The organism is Sphingomonas sp. NCPPB 2930 (genome assembly GCF_042867205.1).
GTDB lineage: Bacteria > Pseudomonadota > Alphaproteobacteria > Sphingomonadales > Sphingomonadaceae > Sphingomonas.
On record NZ_JBHZQU010000018.1, the window covers coordinates 32384 to 58584 of the forward strand.

At 68.1% G+C, this 26201-nt stretch carries 23 protein-coding genes and 1 tRNA gene; 17 read left to right on the forward strand and 7 right to left on the reverse strand.

Features of this window, described 5'->3' with window-relative positions; genetic code table 11:
* From accC to glnA, 5 genes are all read left to right on the forward strand, one after another.
* Positions 1–1350, forward strand: a complete 1350-nt coding sequence (gene accC / locus ACFX59_RS16160) for an acetyl-CoA carboxylase biotin carboxylase subunit (RefSeq protein ID WP_309703603.1) — start codon at positions 1–3, stop codon at positions 1348–1350.
* A gap of 173 nt (positions 1351–1523) precedes the next feature.
* Positions 1524–1913 carry an HdeA/HdeB family chaperone gene (locus tag ACFX59_RS16165; protein WP_387433683.1) on the forward strand — a complete coding sequence of 130 codons (390 nt, stop codon included), beginning with the start codon at positions 1524–1526 and terminating at the stop codon, positions 1911–1913.
* Between the two features lie 100 nt (positions 1914–2013).
* Positions 2014–2349, forward strand: coding sequence for an arsenate reductase (glutaredoxin) (arsC, locus tag ACFX59_RS16170; RefSeq protein WP_387433711.1), 336 nt, complete (start codon positions 2014–2016; stop codon positions 2347–2349).
* A gap of 160 nt (positions 2350–2509) precedes the next feature.
* Positions 2510–2848 (forward strand): P-II family nitrogen regulator, encoded by a 339-nt coding sequence (locus ACFX59_RS16175; RefSeq protein WP_007405799.1) that lies wholly within the window; start codon positions 2510–2512, stop codon positions 2846–2848.
* A 107-nt stretch (positions 2849–2955) separates the two neighbouring features.
* Complete coding sequence (gene glnA, locus ACFX59_RS16180) at positions 2956–4368, forward strand: type I glutamate--ammonia ligase (RefSeq protein ID WP_307104423.1); 1413 nt, start codon at positions 2956–2958, stop codon at positions 4366–4368.
* Positions 4369–4892: 524 nt separating this feature from the next.
* Here the strand turns inward: glnA and ACFX59_RS16185 are convergent.
* The 6 genes from ACFX59_RS16185 to ACFX59_RS16210 all read right to left on the reverse strand — a co-directional run bounded on the left by ACFX59_RS16185 (position 4893) and on the right by ACFX59_RS16210 (position 13429).
* Positions 4893–5201 (reverse strand): putative quinol monooxygenase, encoded by a 309-nt coding sequence (locus tag ACFX59_RS16185; RefSeq protein ID WP_387433686.1) that lies wholly within the window; start codon positions 5199–5201, stop codon positions 4893–4895.
* Positions 5198–5815, reverse strand: coding sequence for a peptidylprolyl isomerase (locus ACFX59_RS16190; RefSeq protein ID WP_387433688.1), 618 nt, complete (start codon positions 5813–5815; stop codon positions 5198–5200). Before ACFX59_RS16190 ends, ACFX59_RS16185 begins: the two co-directional genes overlap by 4 nt.
* Before the next feature lie 77 nt (positions 5816–5892).
* Positions 5893–6867: a quinone oxidoreductase family protein gene (locus tag ACFX59_RS16195; RefSeq protein ID WP_387433714.1), complete on the reverse strand. Its 975-nt coding sequence runs from the start codon at positions 6865–6867 to the stop codon at positions 5893–5895.
* A 42-nt stretch (positions 6868–6909) separates the two neighbouring features.
* Positions 6910–10992: a translocation/assembly module TamB domain-containing protein gene (locus tag ACFX59_RS16200; RefSeq protein WP_387433716.1), complete on the reverse strand. Its 4083-nt coding sequence runs from the start codon at positions 10990–10992 to the stop codon at positions 6910–6912.
* Positions 10993–11069: 77 nt separating this feature from the next.
* Complete coding sequence (locus ACFX59_RS16205) at positions 11070–13085, reverse strand: autotransporter assembly complex family protein (protein WP_387433690.1); 2016 nt, start codon at positions 13083–13085, stop codon at positions 11070–11072.
* A 113-nt stretch (positions 13086–13198) separates the two neighbouring features.
* Entirely contained in the window at positions 13199–13429 is a 231-nt protein-coding gene (locus tag ACFX59_RS16210) for a hypothetical protein (protein ID WP_307104411.1), read from the reverse strand.
* Between the two features lie 137 nt (positions 13430–13566).
* Between ACFX59_RS16210 and ACFX59_RS16215 the strand changes: the two genes are divergently transcribed.
* The gene (locus ACFX59_RS16215) at positions 13567–13773 is read left to right on the forward strand and encodes a hypothetical protein (RefSeq protein WP_387433693.1); all 207 of its coding nucleotides are present in this window, start codon (positions 13567–13569) and stop codon (positions 13771–13773) included.
* A 5-nt stretch (positions 13774–13778) separates the two neighbouring features.
* On the opposite strand, the gene ACFX59_RS16220 is transcribed toward ACFX59_RS16215, so the two are convergent.
* Entirely contained in the window at positions 13779–14414 is a 636-nt protein-coding gene (locus tag ACFX59_RS16220) for a S24 family peptidase (protein ID WP_309694275.1), read from the reverse strand.
* Positions 14415–14488: 74 nt separating this feature from the next.
* Here ACFX59_RS16220 and ACFX59_RS16225 point away from each other — a divergent pair, with 74 nt between their 5' ends.
* The 11 genes from ACFX59_RS16225 to ACFX59_RS16275 all read left to right on the forward strand — a co-directional run bounded on the left by ACFX59_RS16225 (position 14489) and on the right by ACFX59_RS16275 (position 26128).
* Positions 14489–14665 carry a hypothetical protein gene (locus ACFX59_RS16225; RefSeq protein WP_307104405.1) on the forward strand — a complete coding sequence of 59 codons (177 nt, stop codon included), beginning with the start codon at positions 14489–14491 and terminating at the stop codon, positions 14663–14665.
* A complete protein-coding gene (locus ACFX59_RS16230; protein ID WP_387433696.1) occupies positions 14662–15027 on the forward strand; it encodes a hypothetical protein in 366 nt (121 codons plus the stop codon). Before ACFX59_RS16225 ends, ACFX59_RS16230 begins: the two co-directional genes overlap by 4 nt.
* A gap of 78 nt (positions 15028–15105) precedes the next feature.
* Complete coding sequence (locus ACFX59_RS16235) at positions 15106–17235, forward strand: TonB-dependent receptor (protein ID WP_387433698.1); 2130 nt, start codon at positions 15106–15108, stop codon at positions 17233–17235.
* Between the two features lie 136 nt (positions 17236–17371).
* A complete protein-coding gene (locus tag ACFX59_RS16240) occupies positions 17372–18556 on the forward strand; it encodes an acyl-CoA dehydrogenase (protein ID WP_387433700.1) in 1185 nt (394 codons plus the stop codon).
* Between the two features lie 139 nt (positions 18557–18695).
* Entirely contained in the window at positions 18696–19835 is a 1140-nt protein-coding gene (locus ACFX59_RS16245; protein ID WP_309694260.1) for a CaiB/BaiF CoA-transferase family protein, read from the forward strand.
* 48 nt (positions 19836–19883) lie between these two features.
* Positions 19884–20441, forward strand: coding sequence for a (2Fe-2S)-binding protein (locus tag ACFX59_RS16250; RefSeq protein ID WP_387433703.1), 558 nt, complete (start codon positions 19884–19886; stop codon positions 20439–20441).
* A 114-nt stretch (positions 20442–20555) separates the two neighbouring features.
* On the forward strand, positions 20556–21473 hold the full coding sequence (locus ACFX59_RS16255; protein WP_387433705.1) for an RcnB family protein: 918 nt from the start codon (positions 20556–20558) through the stop codon (positions 21471–21473).
* Positions 21474–21554: 81 nt separating this feature from the next.
* Positions 21555–22241, forward strand: coding sequence for a 2OG-Fe(II) oxygenase (locus ACFX59_RS16260; protein ID WP_307104391.1), 687 nt, complete (start codon positions 21555–21557; stop codon positions 22239–22241).
* 96 nt (positions 22242–22337) lie between these two features.
* Positions 22338–24092, forward strand: coding sequence for a single-stranded-DNA-specific exonuclease RecJ (gene recJ, locus ACFX59_RS16265; RefSeq protein ID WP_387433708.1), 1755 nt, complete (start codon positions 22338–22340; stop codon positions 24090–24092).
* Between the two features lie 57 nt (positions 24093–24149).
* Positions 24150–24224: transfer RNA gene (locus ACFX59_RS16270), tRNA-Glu, on the forward strand.
* A 95-nt stretch (positions 24225–24319) separates the two neighbouring features.
* Positions 24320–26128, forward strand: coding sequence for a DUF6538 domain-containing protein (locus ACFX59_RS16275; protein WP_387433718.1), 1809 nt, complete (start codon positions 24320–24322; stop codon positions 26126–26128).
* Positions 26129–26201: the final 73 nt, after the last annotated feature.

The following is a 26201-nucleotide window of genomic DNA, read 5'->3' on the forward strand; positions in this document are numbered from 1 at the left end:
TTGGCGCAGATCAAGAAACTCCTGATCGCCAATCGCGGTGAGATTGCGCTTCGCATCCACCGCGCCTGTCACGAGATGGGGATCGAGACCGTCGCCGTGCACTCCACGGCCGACGCCGATGCCATGCATGTGCGCCTCGCCGACCAGGCGGTGTGCATCGGCCCGCCCTCTGCGACGGACAGCTATCTCAACATCCCGAACATCATCTCGGCCGCCGAGATTTCGGGCGCGGATGCGATCCACCCCGGCTACGGCTTCCTGTCGGAGAACGCCAAGTTCGCCGAGATCGTCGAGGCGCACGGCCTGATCTTCGTCGGCCCCAAGCCCGAGCATATCCGGGTTATGGGCGACAAGGTGGAGGCCAAGCGCACCGCCGGCGCGCTCGGCCTGCCGCTCGTCCCCGGTTCGGACGGCGCGATCTCGGATCTGGATACGGCCAAGGCCCTCGCGGCCGAGATCGGCTATCCGGTCATCATCAAGGCGGCCAGCGGCGGCGGCGGTCGCGGCATGAAGGTCGTGCCCTCCGAAGACCAGCTCGAAACGCTGATGCAGCAGGCGGGCACCGAGGCGAAGGCCGCGTTTGGCGACGCCACCGTCTATATGGAAAAATATCTGGGCAACCCCCGGCATATCGAATTCCAGGTGTTCGGCGACGGCAACGGCAACGCGATCCATCTGGGCGAGCGCGACTGCTCGCTCCAGCGCCGCCACCAGAAGGTGCTGGAGGAAGCCCCCTCGCCGATCATCTCGGCCGAGGAGCGCGCGCGCATGGGCGGCGTGGTCGCCAAGGCGATGGCCGATATGGGCTATCGCGGGGCGGGCACGATCGAGTTCCTGTGGGAAAATGGCGAGTTCTATTTCATCGAAATGAACACCCGCCTGCAGGTCGAGCATCCCGTGACGGAGATGATCACCGGGCTGGACCTGGTGCGCGAACAGATCCGCGTCGCCGAGGGGCATCCGCTGACCCTGCGCCAGGAAGACGTGCAGTTCCGTGGCCACGCCATCGAATGCCGCATCAACGCCGAGGATCCGCGCACCTTCGCCCCCTCGCCGGGCACGGTGAAGATGTATCACGCGCCGGGCGGCATGCATGTCCGCGTCGATAGCGGGCTGTATCAGGGCTATAAGGTCCCGCCCTATTACGACAGCATGATCGCCAAGCTGATCGTGTACGGCACGACCCGCGAAGGCGCGCTCCGCCGTCTGCGCCGGGCTTTGGAGGAGTTCGTGATCGAGGGGATGAAGACCACCATCCCGCTCCACCAGTCGCTGCTGGACGATCCCGAATTTCAGAAGGGCGACTATACGATCAAGTGGCTGGAGGAGTGGCTGGCCAAGCAGGCCTGATCCCTTCCCATTCCATGTTCGATCAGGGGCGCTCGGTCACAGGACCGGGCGCCCTTTTCGTTTTCCAGGCCGCATCCCGATCAATGAAGGACTGGTGAACAATCTTTCACTGGCGGAACATCGTCCGTACAATCGGCATTTCTGCGGTGCCTTTGATGAAAGGAGTATCGCAGATGAAACTTCTCCGTCCCCTCCCCGCCTTGGCCGCCCTCGCCATCGCAGCGCTTCCATCGGCCAGCATGGCGCAGCGGGTCTATGAACAGGCCCATGTGCCCGGCAAGAACGGCAGCGTGCGCGTGATCGAAGTGCTCAAGTCCGGCAAGAAGCTGGAAACCGTGTCGTGCCACGACTTCGGCCTGCTGGATGAAAGCTTCCGTCCGCAGGCGATCGTCTATGCGGCGAACTATGGCCCCAAGGGCAAGCCCCATCCGACCTATACCGTCGACGGGGTCGAGAACATCGTGCCCGTCGTCGTCGACCAGTGCAAGGCCCGGCCCGGCGACCATTTCACCACCGCCGTCGCCCGCGCGCTCAAGCGGATGCCGGTCGCCGCGAAGCACTAAACGAATTTCCGAGCGGGTCGGGCCCCCTGCCCGTCCCGCTCTTTCCGGTCACGAGAGCCTTGGCTTTCACCGCTGCGGAGCGCATAAGCCGCTCATGGCCATTCGGGCGACCATCTATCACAATCCGCGATGCTCCAAATCGCGCGAGGCGCTGGCCCTGCTGAACGACGCCGGTGCCGATGTGACGGTGGTCGAATATCTCAAGTCGCCGCCCTCCGTCGAAGAACTCGCGCGCCTCTATGCCAAGGCTGGCCTGGCGCCCCGCGACGGGCTTCGCAAGGCGGAGGCCGAAGCGAAGGCGCTCGCACAGGCGGACGACGCCACCGTGCTGGCCGCAATGGCCGCCAATCCCATCCTGATCGAGCGGCCGCTGGTCGAGACGCCCAAGGGCGTGGTCATCGGCCGCCCGCCCGAAGCCGTGCGGGGCATCCTGTGATCGCTGCCCATTATTTGAGCAGCATCCATCCTTTTGCCCGCTTTTCGGGCGCAAATCTGACCATTTTCTTACCCTCGCAGGAGGGGAAGCCAGTTGGCACGATCTCTGCAACGCGTGAGATCGGGCGAGGGTTCGAACATCATCGGGGACAGTCAGGCTCGTGAAAAAGATTGAGGCGATCATCAAGCCGTTCAAGCTCGATGAGGTGAAGGAGGCGCTGCACGAAATCGGCGTGTCCGGCATCACCGTCACCGAGGCGAAGGGTTTCGGCCGCCAGAAGGGACATACCGAGCTCTATCGCGGTGCCGAATATGTCGTCGACTTCCTGCCGAAGGTAAAGCTGGAGGTGGTCGTCGAGGACGGTCTGGCCGAGCGCGTGGTGGAGGCGATCGCCGCCGCCGCGCAGACCGGCCGGATCGGCGACGGCAAGATCTTCGTGATCCCGGTCGAAACGGCGCTGCGCATCCGCACGGGCGAGCGCGACGACGCGGCGATCTGACGCACCCGACACTCATCCGTCACCGGGCTGACATTCGGCCCGGCTAAACACGTATCACCGGCCCCGGCCTTTCGCCGGAGGGCGGCCAAGCAGAGAGAGAACGGCACATGGCGAATACGGCCAGCGACATCCTGAAGAAGATCAAGGACGAAGAGATCGAGTGGATCGACCTGCGCTTCACCGATCCCAAGGGCAAGTGGCAGCACCTGACCATGGTCGCCTCGATCCTGGGTGAGGATGAGCTGACCGACGGCCTGATGTTCGACGGCTCCTCGATCGAGGGCTGGAAGGCGATCAACGAGTCGGACATGGTCCTGAAGCCCGACCTCGACGCCGTGTACACCGATCCGTTCTCGGCCACCCCGATGCTGATCGTGTTCTGCGACATCGTCGAGCCGTCGACCGGCGAGCTGTATGCCCGCGATCCGCGCTCGACCGCCAAGCGCGCCGAGGCGTTCGTGAAGACCACCGGCATCGGCGACACCGTCTATGTCGGCCCGGAAGCCGAATTCTTCATGTTCGACGACGTGCAGTTCGACACGAACTATTCGTCCTCCTACTTCAAGATCGACGATATCGAGCTGCCGACCAACACCGGCCGCGAATATGAGGGCGGCAATCTCGGCCACCGTCCGCGCGCCAAGGGCGGTTACTTCCCCGTCGCGCCGGTCGACTCGGCGGTCGACATCCGCGGCGAGATGGTCACCACCATGCTCGAAATGGGCCTGCCCTGCGACAAGCACCACCACGAGGTCGCCGCCGCGCAGCACGAGCTGGGCCTGACCTTCGGCACGCTGACCCAGACCGCCGACCGCATGCAGATCTACAAGTATGTCGTGCACCAGGTCGCTCATGCGTACGGCAAGACCGCGACCTTCATGCCGAAGCCGATCAAGGAAGATAACGGCTCGGGCATGCACACCCACTTCTCGATCTGGGAAGGCAAGAACCCGCTGTTCGCCGGCAATGGCTATGCGGGTCTGTCGGAAATGTGCCTGTACTTCATCGGTGGCATCATCAAGCACGCCAAGGCGGTGAACGCCTTCACCAACCCGACCACCAACAGCTACAAGCGCCTGGTGCCGGGTTACGAAGCGCCGGTGCTGCTCGCTTACTCGGCGCGCAACCGTTCGGCTTCGTGCCGCATCCCCTACGGCACCGGTCCGAAGTCGAAGCGCGTCGAAGTGCGCTTCCCCGACGCGCTGGCGAACCCGTATCTCGCCTATGCGGCGCTGCTGATGGCGGGTCTGGACGGTATCCAGAACAAGATCCATCCGGGCGAGGCGATGGACAAGAACCTGTACGACCTGCCGCCCGCCGAACTGGCCCAGGTTCCCACGGTCGCCGGTTCGCTCCGCGAAGCGCTCGACTCGCTGGCCGCCGATCACGACTTCCTGCTGAAGGGCGACGTGTTCACCAAGGACCAGATCGAAAGCTATATCGAGCTGAAGATGAGCGAAGTGATGCGCTGGGAAATGACCCCCAGCCCGGTCGAATACGACATGTACTACAGCGGCTGATCCAGCCCCTGCACGATGTCACTACGGGAAAGGGGCCGCAAGGCCCCTTTCTTTTTGGCGATTATATACCTTGCAAACGAGCCCTCGTCGGAGATGCCAGAATGATTGACGGCGTTTGCTGTTTCTGCGGCGAGCCTGTCGCCGAGGTTGGGTTAGACCCATGCACTCTCGCCATTTTTACCAAAGGCGAGGGCGATCAGTCGTGGCCCTGTCATGCGGCGTGTTATCGCGAGCGGCTCGGCGTCCACTTGCCTTATGGACAAGCGCTATTTGAGAGCGGCGATCACTGACGCGTTACATTTGTTTGCAAACTACATAATCGCCTTCTTTTTGGGAGGGCGGCCGCCGATCCGCGTCGGTGCGAAACGGATGACGTCAAGGCTCTCCGACTGGCGGAAAGACGGCACTTCCCGTCGTCCGCAAATAGAGCAGGATGACATGAGTACCTGCCCCCTGCCCTTCAGGGGCCATGGACTCAGCGGAGGAAGAGGGAAGAATAGGCGGATCGAATGTCGGTCCGAGCATCACACAGGGCGGGCTTCCCCGACCGTATAGACCCGCAGATCACGCTCACCGATGCCAAATGCCGGCCATGCCGCCCGCCATTCGGCGATATGCGGCGACGCGAAATGCGCATCCAGCGCCGCCTGATCGACCCATATCTCCTTCACATGGATGAGGCCGGGATCGAGCACGTCCTCGGCATAGCCATATTCCAGGCATCCCGGCTCGGCGCGGCTGGCCTCGACCATGCGGCGCATGACGGGGCGGGCGGCGTCCAGATTGTCCGGCGGCAACCGCACCGTGCCGACGATCAGCAGCCTGTCGCTCACGGCGTCACCGACACCCGCTTGGCTGACAGGATCTTGACCGGCGCGGCCAGCATCTCGCCCTTGAACGGCCCCTTGGCGGCGTCGGTCTGCGCGTCGAGGATCTTGTGGATCACGTCCATCCCCTCGACCACATGACCAAAGGCCGCATAGCCCAGATTGTCGCCGGGCTTGGAGGGATCGGCATCCAGCGAGGGCTGCGCGCCCACCATGATGGTGAAGTCGCCCCGCGCGCTGCCCGGCGCCAGCCGCGCGATCGAGATGGTGCCGTCCAGATGCTTCAGACCGGTCTTCGTCGTCGGCTCATGCGCGATCGGGGGCAGGATGCGCTTGGGCTCGTTCTGGATGCCGAACTGGACGAAACCGAAATCGGGCGCGACGCGGACCGAGCGATAGAAGGTCACGCCGTCCAGCCGGTGCTGGTCGACATAGCGCAGGAAATTGGCGGTGGTGATCGGCGCATGGGTGCGATCGAGGTCGAGGACGACCGGCCCCAGGCTGGTCTGCATCGCGACCCGGACCATGACGGGCCTGGGGGCTTCGACCGTGGCCAGTGCCGTCGGCGTGGTGGGCGCGGCCTGAATGGCCAGCAGGGCGAGCGGGAGGAGCGCGATCATATGGGTCTCCGGTGGGCGATTTCAGCCAGCTTAACGGGAATGTCGGACGAGGAATATTCCTGGCGCTTGGACTTTGGTCAGGGGATCAGCACCGTGCTCCCCACCGTCTCGCCCGCCTCGATCGCGCGGTGTGCCTCGGCCGCGTCGGTCAGTGCGAAGCTCTGGCCGATTTCAGGCGTGATCGCGCCTTTCTCCAGCATCGCGAAGACCCGCGCGATCAGCCGCCGCTTGTCCCCGGCGGTCACCGCATAGTCGAACAGCGTCGGCCGCGTGACGAACAGCGAACCCTTGGCCGCCAACAGGCCCAGATGGACCCCGTCGACCGGCCCCGAGGCATTGCCGAAGCTGACCACCAGCCCGCGCCGCGCCATGCTGTCGAGCGAGGCGCCCCAGGTCGCCCTGCCCACGCCGTCCAGCGCCACCGGCACGCCCTGGCCCTGGGTGATCTCGCGAACCCGGGCGGCGACATCCTCGGTCCGGTTCAGGATGACGTGATCGGCCCCGGCGGCGCGCGCCTTTTCGGCCTTCGCCTCGCTCCCCACCGTGGCGATGACGGTCGCGCCGATCGCCTTCAGCCAGCCGACCGCCAGATGCCCGACCCCGCCCGCCGCTGCGTGGACCAGCACGGGCCAGCCCGGCTGGACGGCGGCGCAATCCTCGATCAGGAACGCGGTCGTCGCGCCCTTGAGCAGGATCGCGGCGGCCGTGCGATCATCCACCCCGTCGGGCAAGGGTACCAGCAGATCGGCCGCGACATTGCGGGCCGTCGCATAGGCGCCGCGCGCCGGGCCGAACACGCCGACGCGGTCGCCCACCGCGAAATCGGTCACGCCCTCGCCCAGCGCCTCGACCACGCCCGCCGCCTCCGAGCCCAGCCCGCCCGGCAGGTCGATGGGATAGAGCCCGCTGCGGTGATAGGTGTCGATATAGTTCAGGCCGACCGCATGGTGACGCATGCGCACCTCGCCGGGGCCGGGCGGGGGCAGTTCGTGCTCGCGCCACCGGATCACCTCGGGGCCGCCGGTCTTGTCGATGAACGCGGTCTTTTCCATGGGGTTCAGGCTCCTGTTCGACATGGTGGCAAGCGCCACGCCTCAATAATCCTTCGAGATGCGCACGTTCAGGCTCTGCCGCCCCAGCGTCGAGATGCTGGAGAGCAGCGACAGCCAGCGGGTGACCTGGAACTCGACCTGGGTCGCGGAATAGCCCTGACCGTCGGTCACGATCTCGGCATAGAGGCGCCGGGTGATATATTTGCCCGCCGCCACCGACGTGCCGCGCCCCAGCTGCACATCGGCGGGCAGCACGCGCAGCCGGTCGAGCCCCGCCGCCCGGCGCACCGCATTGATCGGGTTCAGCCCACCCCCGCCATCCTGAAGCGCGGCGACGGCGGCGGCCAGCTGCAACGCCTCGGGCGCGGACAGCTTGGCGATCGAGGTGCCGAACAACAGGCGCGACAACAACTCGTCATTGGGAAGCGCGGGGGTGCTGGAAAAGCCGATCTCGGGCTTCAGCGCGGTACCGGTGACCCGGATCGAGGCGCTCAGCCCCTGGACATTGGCATTGGCGGCGATGTCGAGCGCGGGGTTGGCGGGCACCTCGCCGCCGAAGCGGATGATGCCGCGCGCCAGATCGAACTCGCGGCCCGCAAAGTCGTAATCGCCGCGGATCAGCGTCGCCTGTCCGGTGATCGCGGGATTGTCGGGCGTGCCGCCGATCTTCAGGTCCGCCGACCATTCGCTGTTGAGACCCAGCCCGGAGACGATCAATCCGCCCGAGGCGCGCGCGCGGACGTCCAGCGTCCAGGGCTTGCGCGGAGCATCGTCCTCCTCGCCGCCGCCGGGAACGTTGATCTCGCGGATGTTGAGCTGCGGCACCGCCGTCGCGGCGGAGGCGCGGCCCAGGCGATAACGGCTGCTGTCGAGCACCACGTCGCCCGCGATCGTGCCGCCCGTCCCGTCCGAATGGAAGGTCAGCGGCCCGGTCACCGTCGCGGAGATATCGTCGCGCGCGATCATCGCCGCGCGGCTGGCCTGGAGCGAGAGGTCGAGGCCGATGCCATGGGCGGCGGCGAAGTCGAACTGGCCGCTGCCGCTGACCCGCCCCTCGCGCCCCGCCTGCGCGGCGAAACGGTCGATCACCAGCCGCGATCCGCCGAACCGGCCGCTGGCCTGGACGTCGGTCAGGACGGTGCCGGTCGTCGCGCTTTCGATCCGCGCGCCGGTCGCGCGCACCGCCCCCCGGATGACCGGCTGGCGGAGCGAGCCGCCGACATCCGCGCCGATCGCCACCGGACCCGACAGATCGAACAGCTCGACCCCGGTCAGCCGCCACAGCGTATCGGCGGGCCCGGCATAGCGTAGCTGCGCGATCAGCTGCCCGGTCTGCATCCGGCTGGCCCAATCGCCCTGTCCGGCGGGCACCAGCAGCGCCTGGCCGCGCCCGACGATCCGCCCGCCCGACGCCATGACCGCGCGCACGCCCAGGCGGTCGGCGGACAACACGCCCGCTACCCCCATGTCGATCGGCCGCGAATTGAGCACCAGCCCCGCGCGCGTCAGCCCGCGAATGGTCAGGTCGACCTTGCCGGTCGGCGCCCCGCCCGCCCGGCGCAGGGTCAGCGTCCCGCTGGCGCTTCCCCCCAGTCCGAGGCCCGGATAACCGATGTCGAGCACGGCCAGCGGCATCCGGGACAGCCCCGCCTGCACCTCCACGCCATCGGCGTCGAGCCGCCCGGCCAGCTTCGCCTCGCCCCCCGCAAAGGCGAGGCGCGTCGACGCGAGGGCCCAGCTGTCGCCGTCGCGCGTGACCACGGCGGGCGACAGGAATTGCAGCGGACGCCGGTCGAGCGTGCCCTGCGCGGTCATCGACAACCGCCCCGGCGTCACCTGCGTCACGGTCTGGATCGCGAAGGCGCGACCGCGCGACCCCGAAATGCCGACCCGCACCTCGCCCGTCCCACCACGCAGTCGCGCGGTGCCGGTCATCTGCGCGATGTGGAAGGCGCCGTGCCGCACTCCCTGCGCACGCGCCGACGCCTCGACCGAGGCCCCGGCGGGATCGAGCAGCGCGATCAGGTCGAGCCGTCCCTGGCGGACCGCCACGCCCGCAATCTGCGCCTGTCGCGCCGCCAGATGGGTCTCGATCCGCTGCACGCCATTGGCGGGCCGGAACAGCAATTCGCCCGACAGCCCGCCGCCCGCCACGCCCAGCTGTCCGACAAAGCCGCCTTGAGCCACGGTCAGCGCGCCGGTCGCCCTGGCACCGGCGACCTCCAGCGGCTGGAACTGGATCACCGCATCCTGCCCGCGCGGCAGCAGGATCGCGCCGGTCAGACGGAACGGGCCCACGCGCGATCCGCCATCGGCGCGGACCGCAAAGCCCTGGTCGGTGGGGTCGAGATGCGCGCGCACATTGGCAAGACCCAGCGCGGCATTGGGCTGGGCGAGGATCAGGTCCAGCGTCGGCCGGTCGATCCGCCCGTCCAGCGTCATCTGCACCGGGCCATAGCTGCGCTGCCGCCCGCCGCCGACGAAGCGGAAGCTGCCGTCGGTCCGGCGGATCGCCTCGCCGGTCAGCCGGATATCCGGGCCGATCAGCACCAGCCGATGGAAATGGAAGACGCCGTCCGGCCCGCGCTCCAGATCGGTGGTCAGGCGCGGCAATCCGCCCGCCAGCGAACGCAGGAAGCTGTTGTCGAGGCGACGGACCTGCGCCTCGCCGCGCCCGACGATGCGCGTGCCATGGCCGCCCGCCCCCGGCAAGGCGGTCAGTTTGGAGCGGACATCGACGATGCCCAGGCCGGGGATCAGATAACGCTGCAACGCGCCGTCCAGCGCGACATCGTAGCGGCCGTTGGTCAGGTCGATCCGCAGGCCCAGCCGCCCCGCCAGCCTGTCCGACCGCAGCGCGAGTCCCTGTCCGACGATCGCCCGCGGCGTGATGCGCAGGTCGCCCGCCACCGACAGGCGGCGCAATATGCCGCCCGCCGCCTCGCCGATCCCCGTCACCCGCGCGGCGGTGAAGCGGACCGGTAGGGTCAGCGGCCAGCCGCCGCTCAACCGCCCCCGCCCCTCGGCCAGCGCGCCGTCGAACCCCGTGCGATCGAAGGAGAAGCGGTCCGCCGCCAGCCGATAGTCGAAGGCCGCCCGGTCGAACGCGCCGTCCAGCCGCAGGCGCATCGCGATCGCCTGTCCGCGCATATTGGCGAACAGCGCTTCGGGCCGGAGCAGGCGCGCCTCCACCCGCAGACCGTCGAAACGGTTGCCGCCCAGATCGACCGTCCCCGTCGCCCGCGCCCGCAAGGCGGCCGAGCGCAGCGCCAGCGCGCCGGTCAGGCGGCGCTCGGCGAAATCGGCTTGCCCGGCCAGCGTCACGCGCGGCGCGGTCAGGCGCTGCAACCGTCCGCGCAGGATTAGCGAGGGGGTGAGATAGCCCGATAGGGCATAGCGCCCCGCCCGCGCCGACAGCGTCAGGTCGGCCGCGCGCCGCTGCGCGATCAGGCCATGCGCGCGCCCGTCCCAGCGGGTCCAGCTGCCCTTGCCCGCGACGTCGAGCGACACCGGCGCGCGCGCGCCCGACAGACGCGACAACACGCCCCCGGCCCGCCCCCGCGCCTGGACCGCCAGGTCGAACCGGTCGCGGTCGGGCTGCGCGTCCAGCCGCAGGCGAAGCCGGTCGCTGCCCGCCACCGCGCCGTCGAGCGCGACGAGTGCCCGGCCGTCGCGAATGTCCGCGCGTCCATCGATCCGCGCCACCCGCCGACGCCCCAGCGCGGCGGGCGCGAGGACCAGCCGGTCGAGGTGGAGCCGGTCGATGCGGATATCGAAATCGGGCAGGATCGGCGTGTCGCGCCCGGTGCGGCGGGTGTGCGGCACATGATAGAGCGTGGCGAGCGGCGCTTCGACCGCACGGATGTCGAGCGCCCCCCGCGCCCAGTTCAACGGCCGCCAGTCCAGCCGGGCCCGCGGCACCCGGACCAGCAGGCCGTCCAGATCATAGACGCGCAGATCGACCAGCCGCATGTCCGAATAGAGCGACCCTTCGATCCGTCCGATCGAGAAGCGCAGGCCGGTCGGGGTGCGGATCGCCGCGATCCGGTCGGCGACCCAGCGATGACCGATCGCGGTATCGACGATCATCAGCGCGGCGCCGATCGTGGCCAGCACCAAGGCCATCAGGATCGCCAGCGCCCGGCCCCAGCGAAACCGGCGCGCGATCACCGGCGGATCGGCGGGCAGATCCTCCCCCTCGTTCAAAATGCCTGCCCCAGCGAGACATAGACCGCGACCCGGCTATCCCCCTTTTGCGGGTTGAGCGGCGTGCCGAGATCGAGGCGGATCGGTCCGAAATTGGAGTAATAGCGCACCCCCAGCCCGGTGCCGAAGCGCAGCCCGGTCAGGCGCGGCAGCGGCGAGGTCGCGATGTTCCCGGCGTCGAGAAAGGGCACGATGCCGAAATTGCCGAATGCCCTGACCCGCGCCTCGATCGAGAATTCCGCCAGGCTGCGCCCGCCAATGGGGTCGTTATTGGCATCGCGCGGCCCGATCGCCTGAAAGCCATAGCCGCGCACCGACGCGCCGCCGCCCGCGTAGAAACGCCGCGACGGCGCGATCTGGTCGCGCGGCGCGCCCAGGATCGTCCCCAGCCGGGTGCGCGCCGCCAGCACCACCCGGTCGCCGAGCGGGCGATAGATGCTGGCATCGACCTGCGTCCGGGCATAGCCGAACGCCGCCCCCTGCAACGACAATTCGGGGCTCAGCCGCCCGCCCAGCCGGAAGCCGCGCGTCGGGTTCAGCAGATCGTCCGATCCGTCATAGTTGAGGCTGGTCGGCAACGCGCCGATGAAGAAGGTCCGTCGGCGCGGCTGGCCGGTCGACTCGATCACGTCGCGCTCGTCCGAGGTCAACAGCTCGGCACCCAGCGACCAGGTCCAGGTCTTCTGGAAGAAGATGTTGGTCTGCCGCTCCAGGCTGGCCGACAGCGACAGCGTCTTGGCCTCATAGGCATCGCGCAGCAGATGCGCGGCGGCGAACTGCGCGGTCAGCACCCGGTCGCGGCCGTTGAAGTTGTTGCGCCGGAACACCACCGAGCCGAGCTGCTCGCGCGTGCCCAGCACGCTGCGCAGGGTCAGCGCGCCCTCGGGCGGGAAGAGGTTGCGATCGGTCCAGTTGATCGCCGCGCGCGCGCCCTCGCCGGTGCCATAGCCCAGCTCGCCCGCGATGGTATGCGACGGCGCGGGTTCCAGCGTCACCGCGACATTGACCGTCTCGGGCGTGTCGCCGGGCACCGGCTTGACCTGAACCGAGGAGACGAGTCCCGTCTGCACCAGCGCGCGGCGCAGATCGTCCAGCCCGGCCGAGTCATAGGGATCGCCGGGGCGGAAGCGCGCAATGTCCTGGACATGCTCGGCGTCGAACAGCCGGTCGCTGGTGGTGATGATCCGCCCGTAACGGCGCGGCGTGCCCGGCGCGATCGACAGGTCCAGCGTCGCGGTGCGCGCGGCGCGATCGACCACGATCTGCGGATCGCCGACCTTGGCGAAGGGAAAGCCCGCCTCGCCCACCGCCGCCTTCAGGGCCGCCTCGCCCGCGACGATGGTATCGGCGTCGACCGGATCGCCCGGCTTGATGCCGAACGCCCGCGTCAGCGGCGCGGCCTTGTCCCCCGCCTTCTGCACCCCGTCGAGCGTCACCCCGGCGAAACGGTACAGATTGCCCGGTGTCGCCTGCAGCAGCACGGTCGGCACCTCGCCGGGTTCGATCCGCGTCACGACCTGCGCATCATAATAGCCCGCGCCGCGCAGCAAATTGGTCAGCAGCGCGGCATCCTCTCGCGCGCGGCGGTCGAGCTGCGCGGCGTTGGCGGGATCGCCGTCATTGGTGTGGAGGCTGGACAGCTCGTCGAACCGCTTGCGGAGCAGGTCCCCCGCGCCGTCGATCCCCTCGACCCGCCAGCGATAACGCCGCTCCGCCGCCGCATCGACCGTTGCCGCGATCGTCGCGGACGGATCGCCCGGCGCGGTCGAAAGGTCGGGCCAGGCCACCCCGATCTCGGGCAGCGGCGCAAGCGGCGCGGACGGGTCGAGCATCGTCGGATCGATGGCATCGGGCGTCGTCTGCGCGGCGGGCGCGGTCGGGGACGATGCGGGGCTGGTCCCGACCGGGACCGTCTGGGCAGGCGCCTGGCCCGTCCAGGCGATTCCGCCCATTTCCATGGCAATACAAAGGATGGCGACCGAGCGGCGCGGCCGCCCGACGCGGACCATCATGGCCCAGTCCCTAGCCGCGACGGAGCGGCAGCGACACCCCCCGGCACGCTCGGTTGAACAGATTTGCCGCGCCGGACGTCGCGCGCCATGGTCCGCGTGCCACCCGGCCCGCATCAATGCACGGTGCCGAACGCCTCTTCGCTGGACAACAGGCCGATCAGGCGCTCGATCTGGCGCCAGCGGCAGAAATGGATGTGGTTGCCCAGGTCGCGGCTACGCCCCGCGCGCGCCGCCGCTTCTCCGCCCGCCGATTCGCCGAACGTCTCCATCATCTCCGCCGCAGTCGCCACATCGGTGTCGGTGACGAAGGGAGGAACCTGAAAGCCGCCGCCGCGATCGGGCATATACACTCCTGAATCGTGCCGTTTCGCTGGCGTCCCTAATCCGGATTTCCGTTTTTCGCCAGTCCCCTTGGCCTGTGCCGCGCGCCCCGTCGCGGGACGGCTGGCCTCTCCCGGCGCATCGTGCGAGGACGGTCGCCATGACCGATCCCCAGCGCCCTTCCGCCCAGCCATCCCCGCCCCGCGCGCCGCGGCCGTCCGCGCCCGCGGGCGGGTTCTTCATCACAGTCGGCGTGGTGGGCGGCATCCTCGCCGGGCTGGCGACGGGACAGGTGACGCTGGGCGTGCTGGCCGGACTGGGGTTCGGCATCCTCGTCGCGCTGCTGCTCTGGTGGCGGAGCCGCTGAGGCCGTCAGCTGGGCAGCCGCATCTGCCACACCACCCGCCCGATCACCGTGATCGGCCCCTGCGGGACCGGCGGCGCGGCGGGATTGTCGCTTGACGCGACCAGCCCCTCGGGCCCGGCACGGACGCGCTTGACCATCAACACCTCGCCGATGCGGATGATATAGAGGCCGCCCCGCGCGGGCGGGCGGACATCCTGCTGATCGACGACCAGGTGATCGCCGTCCATCAGCCCCGGCGCCATCGAGTCGCCCCGCACCCGGATGACCGAGGCGGCGCCCTCGTGCAGCCCCAGCCGCCGCGCCAACTGGCGATCGAGCGCCTCGACCCCGATCATCACCTCGTCATCCACGGTCGCCCCCGGCCCCGCCGAGGCCGCCACCGCGAGCCGCCGCACCAGCATCGGCCCCGCCTCCACCGACGCGCCCAGCCGCGTTTCGGGGATGCCGAAGAACTCGGCCAGCTGACGGCGATCGCCCTCGGCCAGCATGCGCGGCGACCCACGATGGACGAACTGGTGGAGATAGGCCTCGTTGCGCCCCAGCATGCGCGACAGCGCGGCCAGGCTGACGCCCGCCTGCTCCGCCAGCGCCTGAAGCGTGGCCCTGATCTCCGATCCCGACATGGCCTCCGATATAGGCATAGGATTTTTCCTAGACAAGTTGGAAATTAGAACAGAACAAGAACATCGGAGATTCGGACAATGGGAGAACGTTCATGGAATTGCTGGGGTTGATCGAACGCTATCTGAAGGCCAGCCACATGCCGGAAACCAAGTTCGGCCGCATGGCGGTCAACGACCCGCGACTGGTGGGCGACCTGCGGCGCGGGCGGGAGCCGGGGCCGGAGATGGTCCAGCGCGTCCGCAGCTTCATCGCGGAGCATCGCGCATGACCGCGCTCGCCTGGTCGGACCCCACCCGCCGCTCCGCCGGTCTGTGCCGCAGCCGTCCGCGTCCCGCCGATCGCGGCGAAAGGCTGGCCCGCGTCCTTGTCGCCCATGCCGCGCAGGCGGGCTGTACGGTCACGATCGCGGTCCAGGCGGTCGAGCCCTGGTCGTCGGCGACATTCAGTGGATCAGTGGCGACCCTGTCGCTGGCCGCACCCTCTTCCCCCGCCCTGGCCGCCTGGCTGGCCGATCTGGCGGAGGCGGATATTCCGCTGGGTCGCGATATCGTCGCCGATCTGGCGGTCGAACCGGCGGCGGAGGGGTGGCTGCTGCGCGTCCTGACCTTTGCGGATGCGGCAAACGGATGAACGGTCGGTCATTTTTCTGTTGATATGTTGTAACACTACGCTACCGACGGGGCTTCGCCAATCATCGGAGCCCTGTCCTTGCCCAAGTCCGTCCTGCTGTCCGGCCTGTCGGCCACCGCCGTCGCCGCCCTGTTCGCCCTTCCCGCCGCCGCGCAGACCGTAGGCCAGCCGACCAATCGCGGCCGCGAGATCGTGGTGACCGCGCCGGTCCAGCAGTCGGAAGCGGACGTGCTGTCGGGCACCTCGATCGTGACGGGCGAGGAACTGCAACGCTCGATCCGGCCGACCATCGGCGAGACGCTGGCCCGTCAGCCGGGCGTGTCGGCCACCTCGTTCGGCCCCAACGCCTCGCGCCCGGTGCTGCGCGGCTTCCAGGGCGAGCGTATCCGCGTGCTGACCGACGGTATCGGATCGATCGACGTGTCGAACACCAGCGTCGACCATGCCGTCGTCATCAACCCGCTGCTCGCCGAGCGGATCGAGGTGCTGCGCGGCCCCTCCGCGCTGCTGTTCGGATCCTCGGCGGTGGGCGGCGTGGTCAACGTCATCGACACCCGCATCCCGCGCACCGTGCCCGAAAATGGCTATCGCCTGTCGGGCATGGCGACCTATGGCTCGGCCGCGACCGAACGGTCGGTGGCGGGCGCGACCGATGTCGCGGTCGGCAAGCAGTTCGTGGTCCACGCGGACGGTTCGTATCTGAAGACCGACAATCTGAAGATCGGCGGCTATGTCCTGTCTCCGCGCGCCCGCGCCGAGGCGCAGGCGGCGGCGGCACAGGCGCCCCGCGACCCGCTCAACTTCGCCCGGCTCGCCAATCTTCGCGGTCGCCTGCCCAACACCGCCAGCGAGACCTGGACGGCGGGGGTCGGCGGTGCGCTGATCACCGATACGGGCTCGCTGGGCATCGCCTATAGCCATTACGACAGCCTGTACGGCGTGCCGATCCGCTATACCCTCACCCCCGGTGGCGAAAAGCCCGAGGCGCCGCGTCTCAGCCTCGTCCAGAACCGCCTCGACCTGCGCGGCGAGATCGAGACGGGCGGCGGCTTCCTCGACCGCATCCGCCTGCGCGCGGGCGCGGCGCAGTATCGCCATTACGAGCTGGAGGAAGATGGCGGCATCGGCACCGCCTTCTACAACAAGGGCATCGAGAGCCGCCTCGAGCTGGTCCAGTCGAAGCGCGACGGCTGGCAGGGTGCATCAGGCGTTCAGTTCTTCAACCGCGACTTCGACGTGCGCGGCGACGAGGCGTTCCTGCCGCGCAACAACACCGCGCAGGTCGGCCTGTTCACCCTGCAGCAGCTGGATCGCGGCGCCTTCAAGATGGAGGCGGGCGCCCGTTACGAGCATACCTCGCTGACCGCGCGCACCGCCGTCGCCGACAACCGCTTCTTCCGGGGCCAGCGCAGCTTCGACGCCTTTTCGGGCTCGGTCGGTGCCAGCTACGGCTTCGCGCCCGACTGGCGCGCAGGCCTGAACCTGTCGCGCACCGAACGCGCGCCGTCGGCCGAGGAACTGTTCGCCAACGGCCCGCACGCCGGGACCGAGGCCTATGAGCTGGGCAACCCCAATTTCAAGAAGGAAGCGAGCTGGGGCATCGAGGCGACCGTCCACGGCCATGGCGAGGGATATAGCTTCGACGCCTCGGCCTATTACAACCGCTTCTCCAACTATATCTATGACGCGCTGGTCCAGCAGGGTCCGTGCGAAGCAGCGGCCGCGCCGTCGGGACGCAAGGTCGATCTGCCCTGCTTCCAATATGCGCAGGCCGATGCCCGCTATTACGGGATCGAGGCGGAGGGTTCGGTTCGCCTTGCGACGATCGGCACCTATGCGATCAACGCCGACCTGCTGGGCGACTATGTCCATGCGCAGATCCTGAACACCGGCCCCGCCCCGCGCATCCCGCCGCTGCGGCTGCTCGGCGGGCTGGAAGCGCAGTCGGACCGGGTGAACGCCCGCGTCGAGGTGGAGCGCAGCTTCCGCCAGAGCCGCGTGCTGGGGCTGGAGACGCCGACCAACGGCTTCACGCTGGTCAACGCCTCGGTCCAGCTCAAGCCCTGGGGCGCGGTGAACCCGACGACGCTGACCCTGTCGGCCAACAACATCTTCGACGTCGACGCGCGCCGCCATGCCAGCGTGCTGAAGGACTTCGCGCCGCTGGCCGGTCGCGATCTGCGCGCGACGCTCAGCTTCAAGCTCTGACGCCCCCTCGAGCGTTCAGACCTGGGCCCTTCCCGTTCCGGCGGGAGGGGCCCTTTTTCATGTCGCCGCCCGCCCCCGCCGGGGGTGGACAAACCAGGCCGCCTTCGGGAGAAGCGGGAGGATAAGGAGAGAAGACATGTCCCGAATGGGCAAGTTCGACTGGGCGGATCCCTTGCTGCTCGACGACCAGCTGACCGATGACGAGCGGATGATCCGCGACACCGCGCGCGCCTATGCCGACGACCGGCTGGCGCCGCGCATCATCGACGCCTTCGCCAACGAGCATACCGATCCCGCGATCTTCCGCGAGATGGGCGAACTCGGGCTGCTCGGCCCCACCATCCCGGAGGAATTCGGCGGCGTCGGCGCATCCTATGTCGCCTATGGCCTGATCGCGCGCGAGGTGGAGCGGATCGACAGCGGCTATCGCTCGATGATGAGCGTGCAGTCGAGCCTCGTCATGTATCCGATCCATGCCTATGGCTCGGACGAACAGAAAAGCCGCTATCTGCCCAAGCTGGCGAGCGGCGAATGGATCGGCTGTTTCGGGCTGACCGAACCCGATGCGGGCTCCGATCCCGGCGGCATGCGCACCACCGCCAAGAAGGTCGATGGCGGCTATGTCCTGTCGGGCGGCAAGACGTGGATCTCCAATTCGCCGATCGCCGATGTCTTCGTGATCTGGGCCAAGTCGGATGCGCATGGCGGCGCGATCCGGGGCTTCGTGCTGGAAAAGGGCATGAAGGGGCTGTCGGCGCCCAAGATCGACAACAAGCTGTCCCTGCGCGCCTCGATCACCGGCATGGTGATGATGGACGAGGTGGCGGTGGGCGAGGACGCGCTGCTGCCGCATGTCGAAGGGCTGAAGGGCCCGTTCGGCTGCCTCAACCGCGCACGCTACGGGATCAGCTGGGGCGCGATGGGGGCGGCCGAATTCTGTTTCCACGCCGCACGCCAATATGGGCTGGACCGCAAGCAGTTCGGGCGGCCGCTGGCGGCGACGCAGCTCTATCAGAAGAAGCTGGCCGATATGGAGACCGAGATCGCGCTGGGCCTGCAAGCCTCGCTGCGCGTCGGCCGCCTGATGGACGAGGGCCGGTTCGCGCCCGAGATGATCTCGATCGTCAAGCGCAACAATGTCGGCAAGGCGCTCGACATCGCGCGGGCATCGCGCGACATGCATGGCGGCAACGGCATTTCGGGCGAGTATCAGGTGATGCGCCACATGCTGAACCTGGAGACGGTCAACACCTATGAAGGCGCGCATGACGTCCACGCGCTGATCCTGGGCCGCGCCATCACCGGGATCGCGGCATTTTGATCCCGTCCCCATTCCTCCCCAAGCTTGGCTTGGGGAGGGGAACCATCCGAAGGATGGTGGAGGGGCTTATGCCCCTGCCCCTCCACCACGCCCAGCGGGCGCGGTCCCCCTCCCCATCTTGCGATGGGGAGGATTGAGGATGGCAAATCCCCCACCCCTGACCGGACTGAAAGTCGTCGAGTTGGCCCGCATCCTCGCCGGTCCCTGGGCGGGGCAGGTGCTGGCCGACCTCGGCGCGCAGGTCGTCAAGGTCGAGAGCCCCGAGGGCGACGACACCCGCCGCTGGGGCCCGCCCTTCATCGCCAACCCGGACGGCAGCCGCGACGCGGCCTATTTCCACGCCGCCAATCGCGGCAAATCCTCGGTCGTCGCCGACTTCGCAACGCCGGAGGGGCAGCGGATCGTCCGCGACCTGGTCGCCGATGCCGATGTGGTGATCGAGAATTTCAAGCTGGGCGGCCTTGCCCGCTACGGCCTCGACCATGACAGCCTGTCGGCGATCAACCCGCGCCTGATCTATTGCTCGATCACCGGCTTCGGGCAGGACGGCCCCTATGCCCCGCGCGCGGGCTATGACTTCATCGTCCAGGGCATGAGCGGGATCATGGACCTGACCGGCGAGCCGGACGGTCCGCCGCAGAAGATCGGCGTGGCGCTGGCGGACATCATGACCGGGCTCTATGCCGTGATCGCGATCCAGGCGGCGCTGCACATGCGGGAGCGCACGGGCCGTGGGCAGCGGATCGACATGGCGCTGCTCGACACGATGACCGGGGTGCTCGCCAACCAGGCGATGAACTATCTCGCCTCGGGCACGACGCCGACCCGGCTGGGCAATGCGCATCCCAATATCGTGCCCTATGCCGCCTTTCCCGCCAGCGACGGCTGGTTCATCCTGGCGGTGGGCAATGACACGCAGTTCCGGCGCTTCGCCGCGCTGGTCGGGATCGATGGCGACGATCCCCGCTTCGCGACCAACGCCTTGCGCTGCGAGCATCGCGACACGCTGACCCCGATGATCGAAGCGGCGACGCGGGTCTGGCCGCGCGACACGCTGCTCGCCCGGCTGGCGGCGGAGGGCGTGCCCGCCGGGCCGATCAATACGGTGGAACAGGCCTTTGCCGATCCGCAGGTCGTCGCGCGCGGACTGGCCATCCATCCGCAGCGGCCCGACGGCTCCACCGTTCCCGGCGTCCGCACCCCGATCCGCTTTTCCGACGCCGACCTGATGCTCGACCGCGCCGCGCCGCTGCTGGGACGCGACCGGCCGACGACGTAGCCCGCCTCGATTGAGCGGGGCTGGTCGATCGCCTATGCCTCGCCCCCGATGACCAGCCTGACCGTCAACAACCAGCCCATCCGCTATCGCCTGCCCCCGGACACGCCGCTGCTCTGGGCGCTGCGCGACGCGTCCAACCTGACCGGCACCAAATATGGCTGCGGCACGGGCGATTGCGGCGCGTGCACGGTCGATCTGGACGGGCGGGCGGTGCGCAGTTGCCAGATCCCCATCGGTCGGATCGAGGGCAGCGTCGTCACCACGATCGAAGGGCTGTCGCGCGACCGCTCGCACCCCGTGCAGCAGGCGTTCCTGGCCGCCAATGTCAGCCAGTGCGGCTTTTGCATCCCCGGCCTGGTGATGGCCGCCGCCGCGCTGCTCCGCCGCTATCCGGCCCCCTCCGAAGCGACGATCCGCGCGCAGATCACCAATTTGTGCCGCTGCGGCGTCTATCCCCGGCTGGTCGAGGCGATCCAGCGCGCCGCCCGTGCCGCGCGGGGCGAGGAGACGATCCCCGCCGCCCCCCTGCCCGGCACCGATCCCGCCGACGCCGCGCGTGCCGTTCCCGCGCTCCTTGCGCCTGCGGGCGTTCATGACACGCCATGACCCGATTCTTTCACAATGCTGACGGACGGGTTCAGCATCCGCTCAACGGCCATGGGGCAAGGTGCATCGCATGATCGGGGTCGGCTCGTGCGCCGACGGATGGGGATGCGAGCGATGAGCAGGAACTGGATGGCGGGCTTGCTGGCGACGGCGGCGATGGCGGCGGGCATGGCCCCGGCGATGGTCGGCGCGCAGGCGATGATCATGGATGGCCCGCGCGGCCGTCCGGAGGGCGGCCCCCGCCCCGGAGGCCCCGGTCCGGGCGGCCCGGCCGGTCGGCTGGAGCGCAGCGAGGGGCGGCCAATCTTCCACGACCGCGAATCCTTTCCCGAGAACCGCCCGGCCTTCCGCCCGGACCATGCCGAGGCGCCGCGCCCACAGCGTCCCGAACCCGGCCCCGCACCCGGCCGCCCCGATGGCGGACCACGCGACTATGACCGCCCTGGCCCGGACGGACCCGGACCGGACCGGCCGCGCCCCGATCGCGGCGACTGGCGCGGCGACCGGCCGCGCGACCCGGCGGGCTGGCGGACGCCGGACGACGACCGCCGCCAGCAGGAATGGCGTCAAAGGGAATGGCGGGACCAAGCGCAGAACCAGCGCTGGCGCGATGAGGAACGGCGTCGGCGCGAGGATCGCGACCGCTGGGGCCGCAGCTTCGGCGACTGGCGGGACCAGAACGACCAGAATTACGGCTTTGCCGAACGGCGCGCCTGGGCCGATCAGTGGAACCGCAGCTGGCGTCGCGACCGCCGCTATGACTGGCTGGGCTGGCGCTCGCTCAATCGCGGCACCTATCACCTGCCCCGTTATTATTCGCCCTATGGTGGCTATGGCTATCAGCGTTTCTCCAGCGGCGTGATCCTGGAGCCGATGTATTTCGGCCAGAGCTATTGGCTGGACGATCCCTATGCCTATCGCCTGCCGCCCGCTTACGGCTCGTATCGCTGGGTCCGCTATTATAATGATGCGGTGCTGGTCGACCTGCGCAGCGGGCTGGTGGTCGACATCGTGTACGACATCTTCTGGTAATGGCGGGACGGAGGGGGTGCACGCGCCCCCTCCGTCTCCAGCCCTCTTGTCTTTGGCGGCCCATCGTCGCACATCCGGGTCATGTCGTTGTTTTCGAGGAAGCCGAAGGGCAATCCCGCCGCCTCCCCCGTCCGCGCCCGCTTCGGGGTCAGCGTGCCCGAACGGCTGGACGCCAACCCTGCGGTCCAGCGGGTGGTGACCGATACCGCGCAAATCTATTATCAGCATGACTTCCTCACGCCCGCCCAGTGCGACGCGCTGATCGCGATGATCGATTCCAATCGTCGGCCCTCGACCCTGTTGTCCGACCGGCCCGATTACGGATTCCGCACATCGGAAAGCTGCGACATGAACCGCTGGTCCCCCGATGTGCAGCCGATCGACGAATCGATCGCCGATCTGCTCGGCATCGCCCCCGAACAGGGCGAGACGATGCAGGGCCAGCGTTATGCCCCCGGCCAGCAATTCCGCGCGCATCACGACTATTTCCACGAAAGCGAAAGCTATTGGGAAAAGGTCCGGGTCCATGGCGGCCAGCGCACCTGGACCGCGATGATCTATCTCAACGACGTGCCGGAGGGCGGCGCGACCTGGTTTCCGCAGGCCGGCATCCGCGTCGCGCCGCGCCGGGGCCTTCTGCTCGCCTGGAACAACATGAAGCTGGACGGCAGCCCCAACGAGATGACCCTGCATGAAGGGATGCCGGTGGTCGAGGGCGTCAAATACGTCATCACCAAATGGTTTCGCGAGGGCAACTGGGTCAGCTGACCCGGCGGTCCCTGCCCGCCCCCATCCCCCCTTGTCGCGACTCCGCGCGGCATGGCATGGCGTTCGCGTGACGTTCTCCGCTTTCGCCGCCCGCCCATGACCGAAGTCCTCGGCATCGGCCAATCGATTCTCGGCCAGCCCTGGCGCTGGCGTGCCCTGGCCGCCGATGCGCGCGACGGGCTAGGTCATGACGATCTGGTTGCGCAGCTGTTGCTCGCACGCGGCTGCCCGCCCGATGCGGTCGAGGAGCATCGCACGCCGTCGATCCGGGGATTCATGCCCGATCCCTCGATCTTCCGCGACATGGACCGCGCCGCCGCGCGCCTGGCCGATGCGGTGATGGCGCGAGAGGCGGTCGCCATCTTCGGCGATTATGACGTGGACGGCGCGACCTCGGCGGCGGTGATGGTCCGCCTGCTGCGCGACCTCGGCCTGGCGCCCCGCGCCTATATCCCCGACCGTCTCAGCGAAGGCTATGGCCCGACCGAGGCGGCGCTGCTGCGCCTCCAGGCGGAGGGCGCCAACCTGATCGTCACCGTCGATTGCGGCGCGCAGGCGTTCGAGCCGCTCGCCGCCGCCCAGGCCGCCGGGATCGAGATACTGGTGGTCGACCACCACAAATGCGCGACCGAGTTGCCGCGCGCCCATGCGGTGGTCAACCCCAACCGGCTGGACGAGACCGAGGGCGCCGCGCACGGCCATCTGGCGGCGGTCGGCGTCTGCTTCCTGCTGGGTGCGGCGCTGATCCGGACGCTTCGCACCCGCGGCTTCTTCGCCGACCGGGCCGAGCCGCGCCTGCTCGACCTGCTCGACCTCGTCGCGCTGGGCACGGTGGCCGATGTGGCCCCCTTGCGCGGCCTCAACCGCGCCTTCGTCGCCCAGGGGCTGAAGGTCATGGCGCAGCGGCGCAATATCGGCCTGGCCGCGCTGACCGAGGCGGCACGGCTGACCCGCGCACCGACCTGTTCCGACCTCGGCTTTGCGCTGGGTCCGCGCATCAATGCGGGCGGACGGGTGGGCCGCGCCGATCTGGGGGTGCGGCTGCTCACCACCGAGGACCCGGCGGAGGCGCGCGCCATCGCCGAGGAGCTCAACCATTTCAACGACGAACGCCGCGCGATCGAGGCCGGGGTCCAGGCCACCGCCGAGACCATCGTCGACCGCGCGCGGCAAGTCGCGGTCGTCTCCGGCGCGGGCTGGCATCCCGGCGTCATCGGCATCGTCGCAGGGCGGCTGAAGGAAAAGCTCGACCGCCCTGCCATCGTCATCGCGATCGACGAGCATGGGATCGGCAAGGGATCGGGCCGCTCGATCGCCGGGGTTGATCTAGGCGCCGCCATATTGTCCGCTAGGGAACAGGGGCTGCTGATCGCCGGAGGGGGCCATGCCACGGCGGCGGGCCTGACCGTGGAGGCGGATCGGATCACCGAGTTCGCCGAATTTCTGGAGGAGCGCCTGGCCGAAGCGGTGGTCCGCGCCAGCGCGGGCCGCGCGCTGCTGGTCGACGCCGTGCTGGCCCCCGGCGGGGTCAATCCCGCTTTGGTCGGCGCGATGGAGGCGGGCGGCCCTTACGGCATGGGCTGGCCTGCCCCGCGCATCGCCGCCGGCCCCTTTCGCGTGATCCGCGCCGATCTGGTCGGCACCAACCATGTCCGCGCCATCGTCGCCGGCGCGGACGGCCGCAGCCTGAAGGCGATGGCCTTCCGCCAGGCCGACACCGCGCTGGGACAGGCTTTGCTGGGGGCCGGCAGCACGCGCCGCCTGTGGCTGGCAGGCCGCGCCAAGGTCGACGACTGGTCGGGCCGCGACGTCGCCGAACTCCATATCGAGGACGCCGCATGGGCCGACTGAAAAAAGTTGTTGACCGATTCCACAACCTCCCTTAGAGGCCCCTCCACGCCACCCGGCGGCCCCTTCGTCTAGCGGTTAGGACGCGGCCCTTTCACGGCTGAAACACGGGTTCGATTCCCGTAGGGGTCACCAGCACCCGCCAGAATGGCGGATTTGTGCGGTGTATGCGGTCTTCATGGACGCCTTACCCATCCTTGTGTACAAAGGATGCGTACAAAGTGATCCGCATGGCTGCTCCGTTCAAAGACCCTCGCACTGGCATTTTCTATTTTCGTCGGGTTATTCCCGCAGTGCTTCGGCCGTTCTTCGACGGCGCGTCGAGCGAGTATAAGCGGACCCTCGATACGTGCGATCCGGATGAAGCTCGCAAGCGCTACCACCCGCACGCCATTGTTTACGACCAGAAGCTTGCGGCAGCGCGGCGCAGCCTTGTCAGTCAGCAGCTTCGATCGGCGCGATCCATGGTCGACGCCTATCTTGACGGCGTCAGCGACCAGCAACTGCAAGGCATGGCCCAGAAGCTAGCATCGCTCGAATTTGGTGCTTTCCAACACGCCCACGGCCTAACCGACTATGACCCCGGTTCGCGCTATGACTTCGGCAGCCCGCCGGAAAGGCCTGACCTCCAAAACTTCGGCGACCGCAAGACGATGCTGGAGGCAGTGCCGGACTTCAGCCTGATGCCTTGGCTTGAAACGCTACGGCGGATTTCCACTCTCCCGTCGCTGGATCCGATCGACTGGGCTATCCTCGCGATCGCGTTCAACAGCGGCGTTGCCCAGCCAGTCGAGCCAGCACTCTACGAGGCGATCGGCCAAGCCTTTCTTGACAGGCTTTGCGAGGCCTGCACGCCCAAGATCGATCCGGCCCGCACGCGCATCCTGCCATCCGCGATCCCGTTCAGGGTGGTGCCAAGTATTCATCACTCGTCCGCAGGCCTGCAAGCGGCAGAAACCCCAGCGAACGCTCCGGCACCGACTATTACGAAGGTCTTTGAGGATTGGGCCGTGTCGCAGCGTCGCGAGCCAAAGCTCGTAGATGAATGGCGTACCGCGATCGCTCGATTTGCCCGCCTGCACGATGATCCGCCCGTCGATACCATCACAACGTCGATGGTCCGCACCTATCGCCGGACTTGCGCGGCGTTGCCGTCGCGCGTGGGCAAGGCGATCAACGCGCTTCCGCTACTCGAGCAGGTGGAATTCGCCAAGGCGCAGGGGCTGAAATTACTCGCGCCCGCAACGGTCAACAAGGCGCTGTCCGCCATCCGCGTGACGCTCGATCACGCCGTCGAAGAACTCGAAGTCATAACCGAGAACGTAGCGAAGGCTGTCAAGTCGCTCCCGAAAAACGAGATCGAAGACCCTCGCCTGCCGTTCGAACCGCAGGATCTCGTTAAAATCTTCAGTGCAGAGCTCCCGAATAAGAGCGGTGTTGCACCCAGCACCTTGGCCTGGACTTTGCTCTTGGCTCCCTTCACCGGATGCCGGCTGGAGGAACTGGGCAAGCTGCGTCCAGGTAACGTCAAGACCTACGACGGCATTCCCTACATAGCGATCGAGCCAGATCGCCTGCGTGTCCGCGAGGAACAGGAAGGCCCAGCCAAGCGGATGAAGACCGCGAGTGCCAAGCGCGATATCCCACTGCACCCCGTCCTCATAAAAGCGGGCTTCCTCGATCTGGTGGCCAAGCGAAGGGATGAGAATGCCGAATGGCTGTTTCCGGAACTGGACACCAACAAATATGGCAGCCGAACACAGCGTCTTTCGCGGGTAATGAACGACTTTTTGGATAGCATTGGACTATCAGACCCAGAACTGGTCTTCTACTCGTTCCGCCACACCGGCAAGCGGGCAATCCGGGGCAAAGCTCCCGCCGAAATAGTCGACCTGTTGTTCGGCCATGCCAATGGATCAGTCAGCACGCATTATGGGCGCGGCGCTGATATGCAGGTGCTACGGGACGCCATTGAAAAGATTAACTATCCGGAGGTGGACTGGAGTCGCGTAGTCCAGCGCTTCATTACAGCAATCTAGGTATCGTGGACAAAGCTTGACGTCGTGGTGCGCCACTGATTCAAGGCTGCCTTTTGGAGGCAGACTTGGGCGA

Coding starts and splice junctions, on each gene's coding strand:
- ACFX59_RS16165 (WP_387433683.1), top strand. CDS start 1,524: ATGAAACTTCTCCGTCCCCTCCCCGCCTTGGCCGCCCTCGCCATCGCA.
- glnA (WP_307104423.1), top strand. CDS start 2,956: ATGGCGAATACGGCCAGCGACATCCTGAAGAAGATCAAGGACGAAGAG.
- ACFX59_RS16190 (WP_387433688.1), bottom strand. CDS start 5,815: ATGATCGCGCTCCTCCCGCTCGCCCTGCTGGCCATTCAGGCCGCGCCC.
- ACFX59_RS16195 (WP_387433714.1), bottom strand. CDS start 6,867: ATGGAAAAGACCGCGTTCATCGACAAGACCGGCGGCCCCGAGGTGATC.
- ACFX59_RS16200 (WP_387433716.1), bottom strand. CDS start 10,992: ATGGCCTTGGTGCTGGCCACGATCGGCGCCGCGCTGATGATCGTCGAT.
- ACFX59_RS16205 (WP_387433690.1), bottom strand. CDS start 13,085: ATGATGGTCCGCGTCGGGCGGCCGCGCCGCTCGGTCGCCATCCTTTGT.
- ACFX59_RS16210 (WP_307104411.1), bottom strand. CDS start 13,429: ATGCCCGATCGCGGCGGCGGCTTTCAGGTTCCTCCCTTCGTCACCGAC.
- ACFX59_RS16215 (WP_387433693.1), top strand. CDS start 13,567: ATGACCGATCCCCAGCGCCCTTCCGCCCAGCCATCCCCGCCCCGCGCG.
- ACFX59_RS16220 (WP_309694275.1), bottom strand. CDS start 14,414: ATGCCTATATCGGAGGCCATGTCGGGATCGGAGATCAGGGCCACGCTT.
- ACFX59_RS16225 (WP_307104405.1), top strand. CDS start 14,489: ATGGAATTGCTGGGGTTGATCGAACGCTATCTGAAGGCCAGCCACATG.
- ACFX59_RS16230 (WP_387433696.1), top strand. CDS start 14,662: ATGACCGCGCTCGCCTGGTCGGACCCCACCCGCCGCTCCGCCGGTCTG.
- ACFX59_RS16240 (WP_387433700.1), top strand. CDS start 17,372: ATGTCCCGAATGGGCAAGTTCGACTGGGCGGATCCCTTGCTGCTCGAC.
- ACFX59_RS16245 (WP_309694260.1), top strand. CDS start 18,696: ATGGCAAATCCCCCACCCCTGACCGGACTGAAAGTCGTCGAGTTGGCC.
- ACFX59_RS16250 (WP_387433703.1), top strand. CDS start 19,884: ATGACCAGCCTGACCGTCAACAACCAGCCCATCCGCTATCGCCTGCCC.
- ACFX59_RS16255 (WP_387433705.1), top strand. CDS start 20,556: ATGAGCAGGAACTGGATGGCGGGCTTGCTGGCGACGGCGGCGATGGCG.
- ACFX59_RS16260 (WP_307104391.1), top strand. CDS start 21,555: ATGTCGTTGTTTTCGAGGAAGCCGAAGGGCAATCCCGCCGCCTCCCCC.
- recJ (WP_387433708.1), top strand. CDS start 22,338: ATGACCGAAGTCCTCGGCATCGGCCAATCGATTCTCGGCCAGCCCTGG.
- ACFX59_RS16275 (WP_387433718.1), top strand. CDS start 24,320: ATGGCTGCTCCGTTCAAAGACCCTCGCACTGGCATTTTCTATTTTCGT.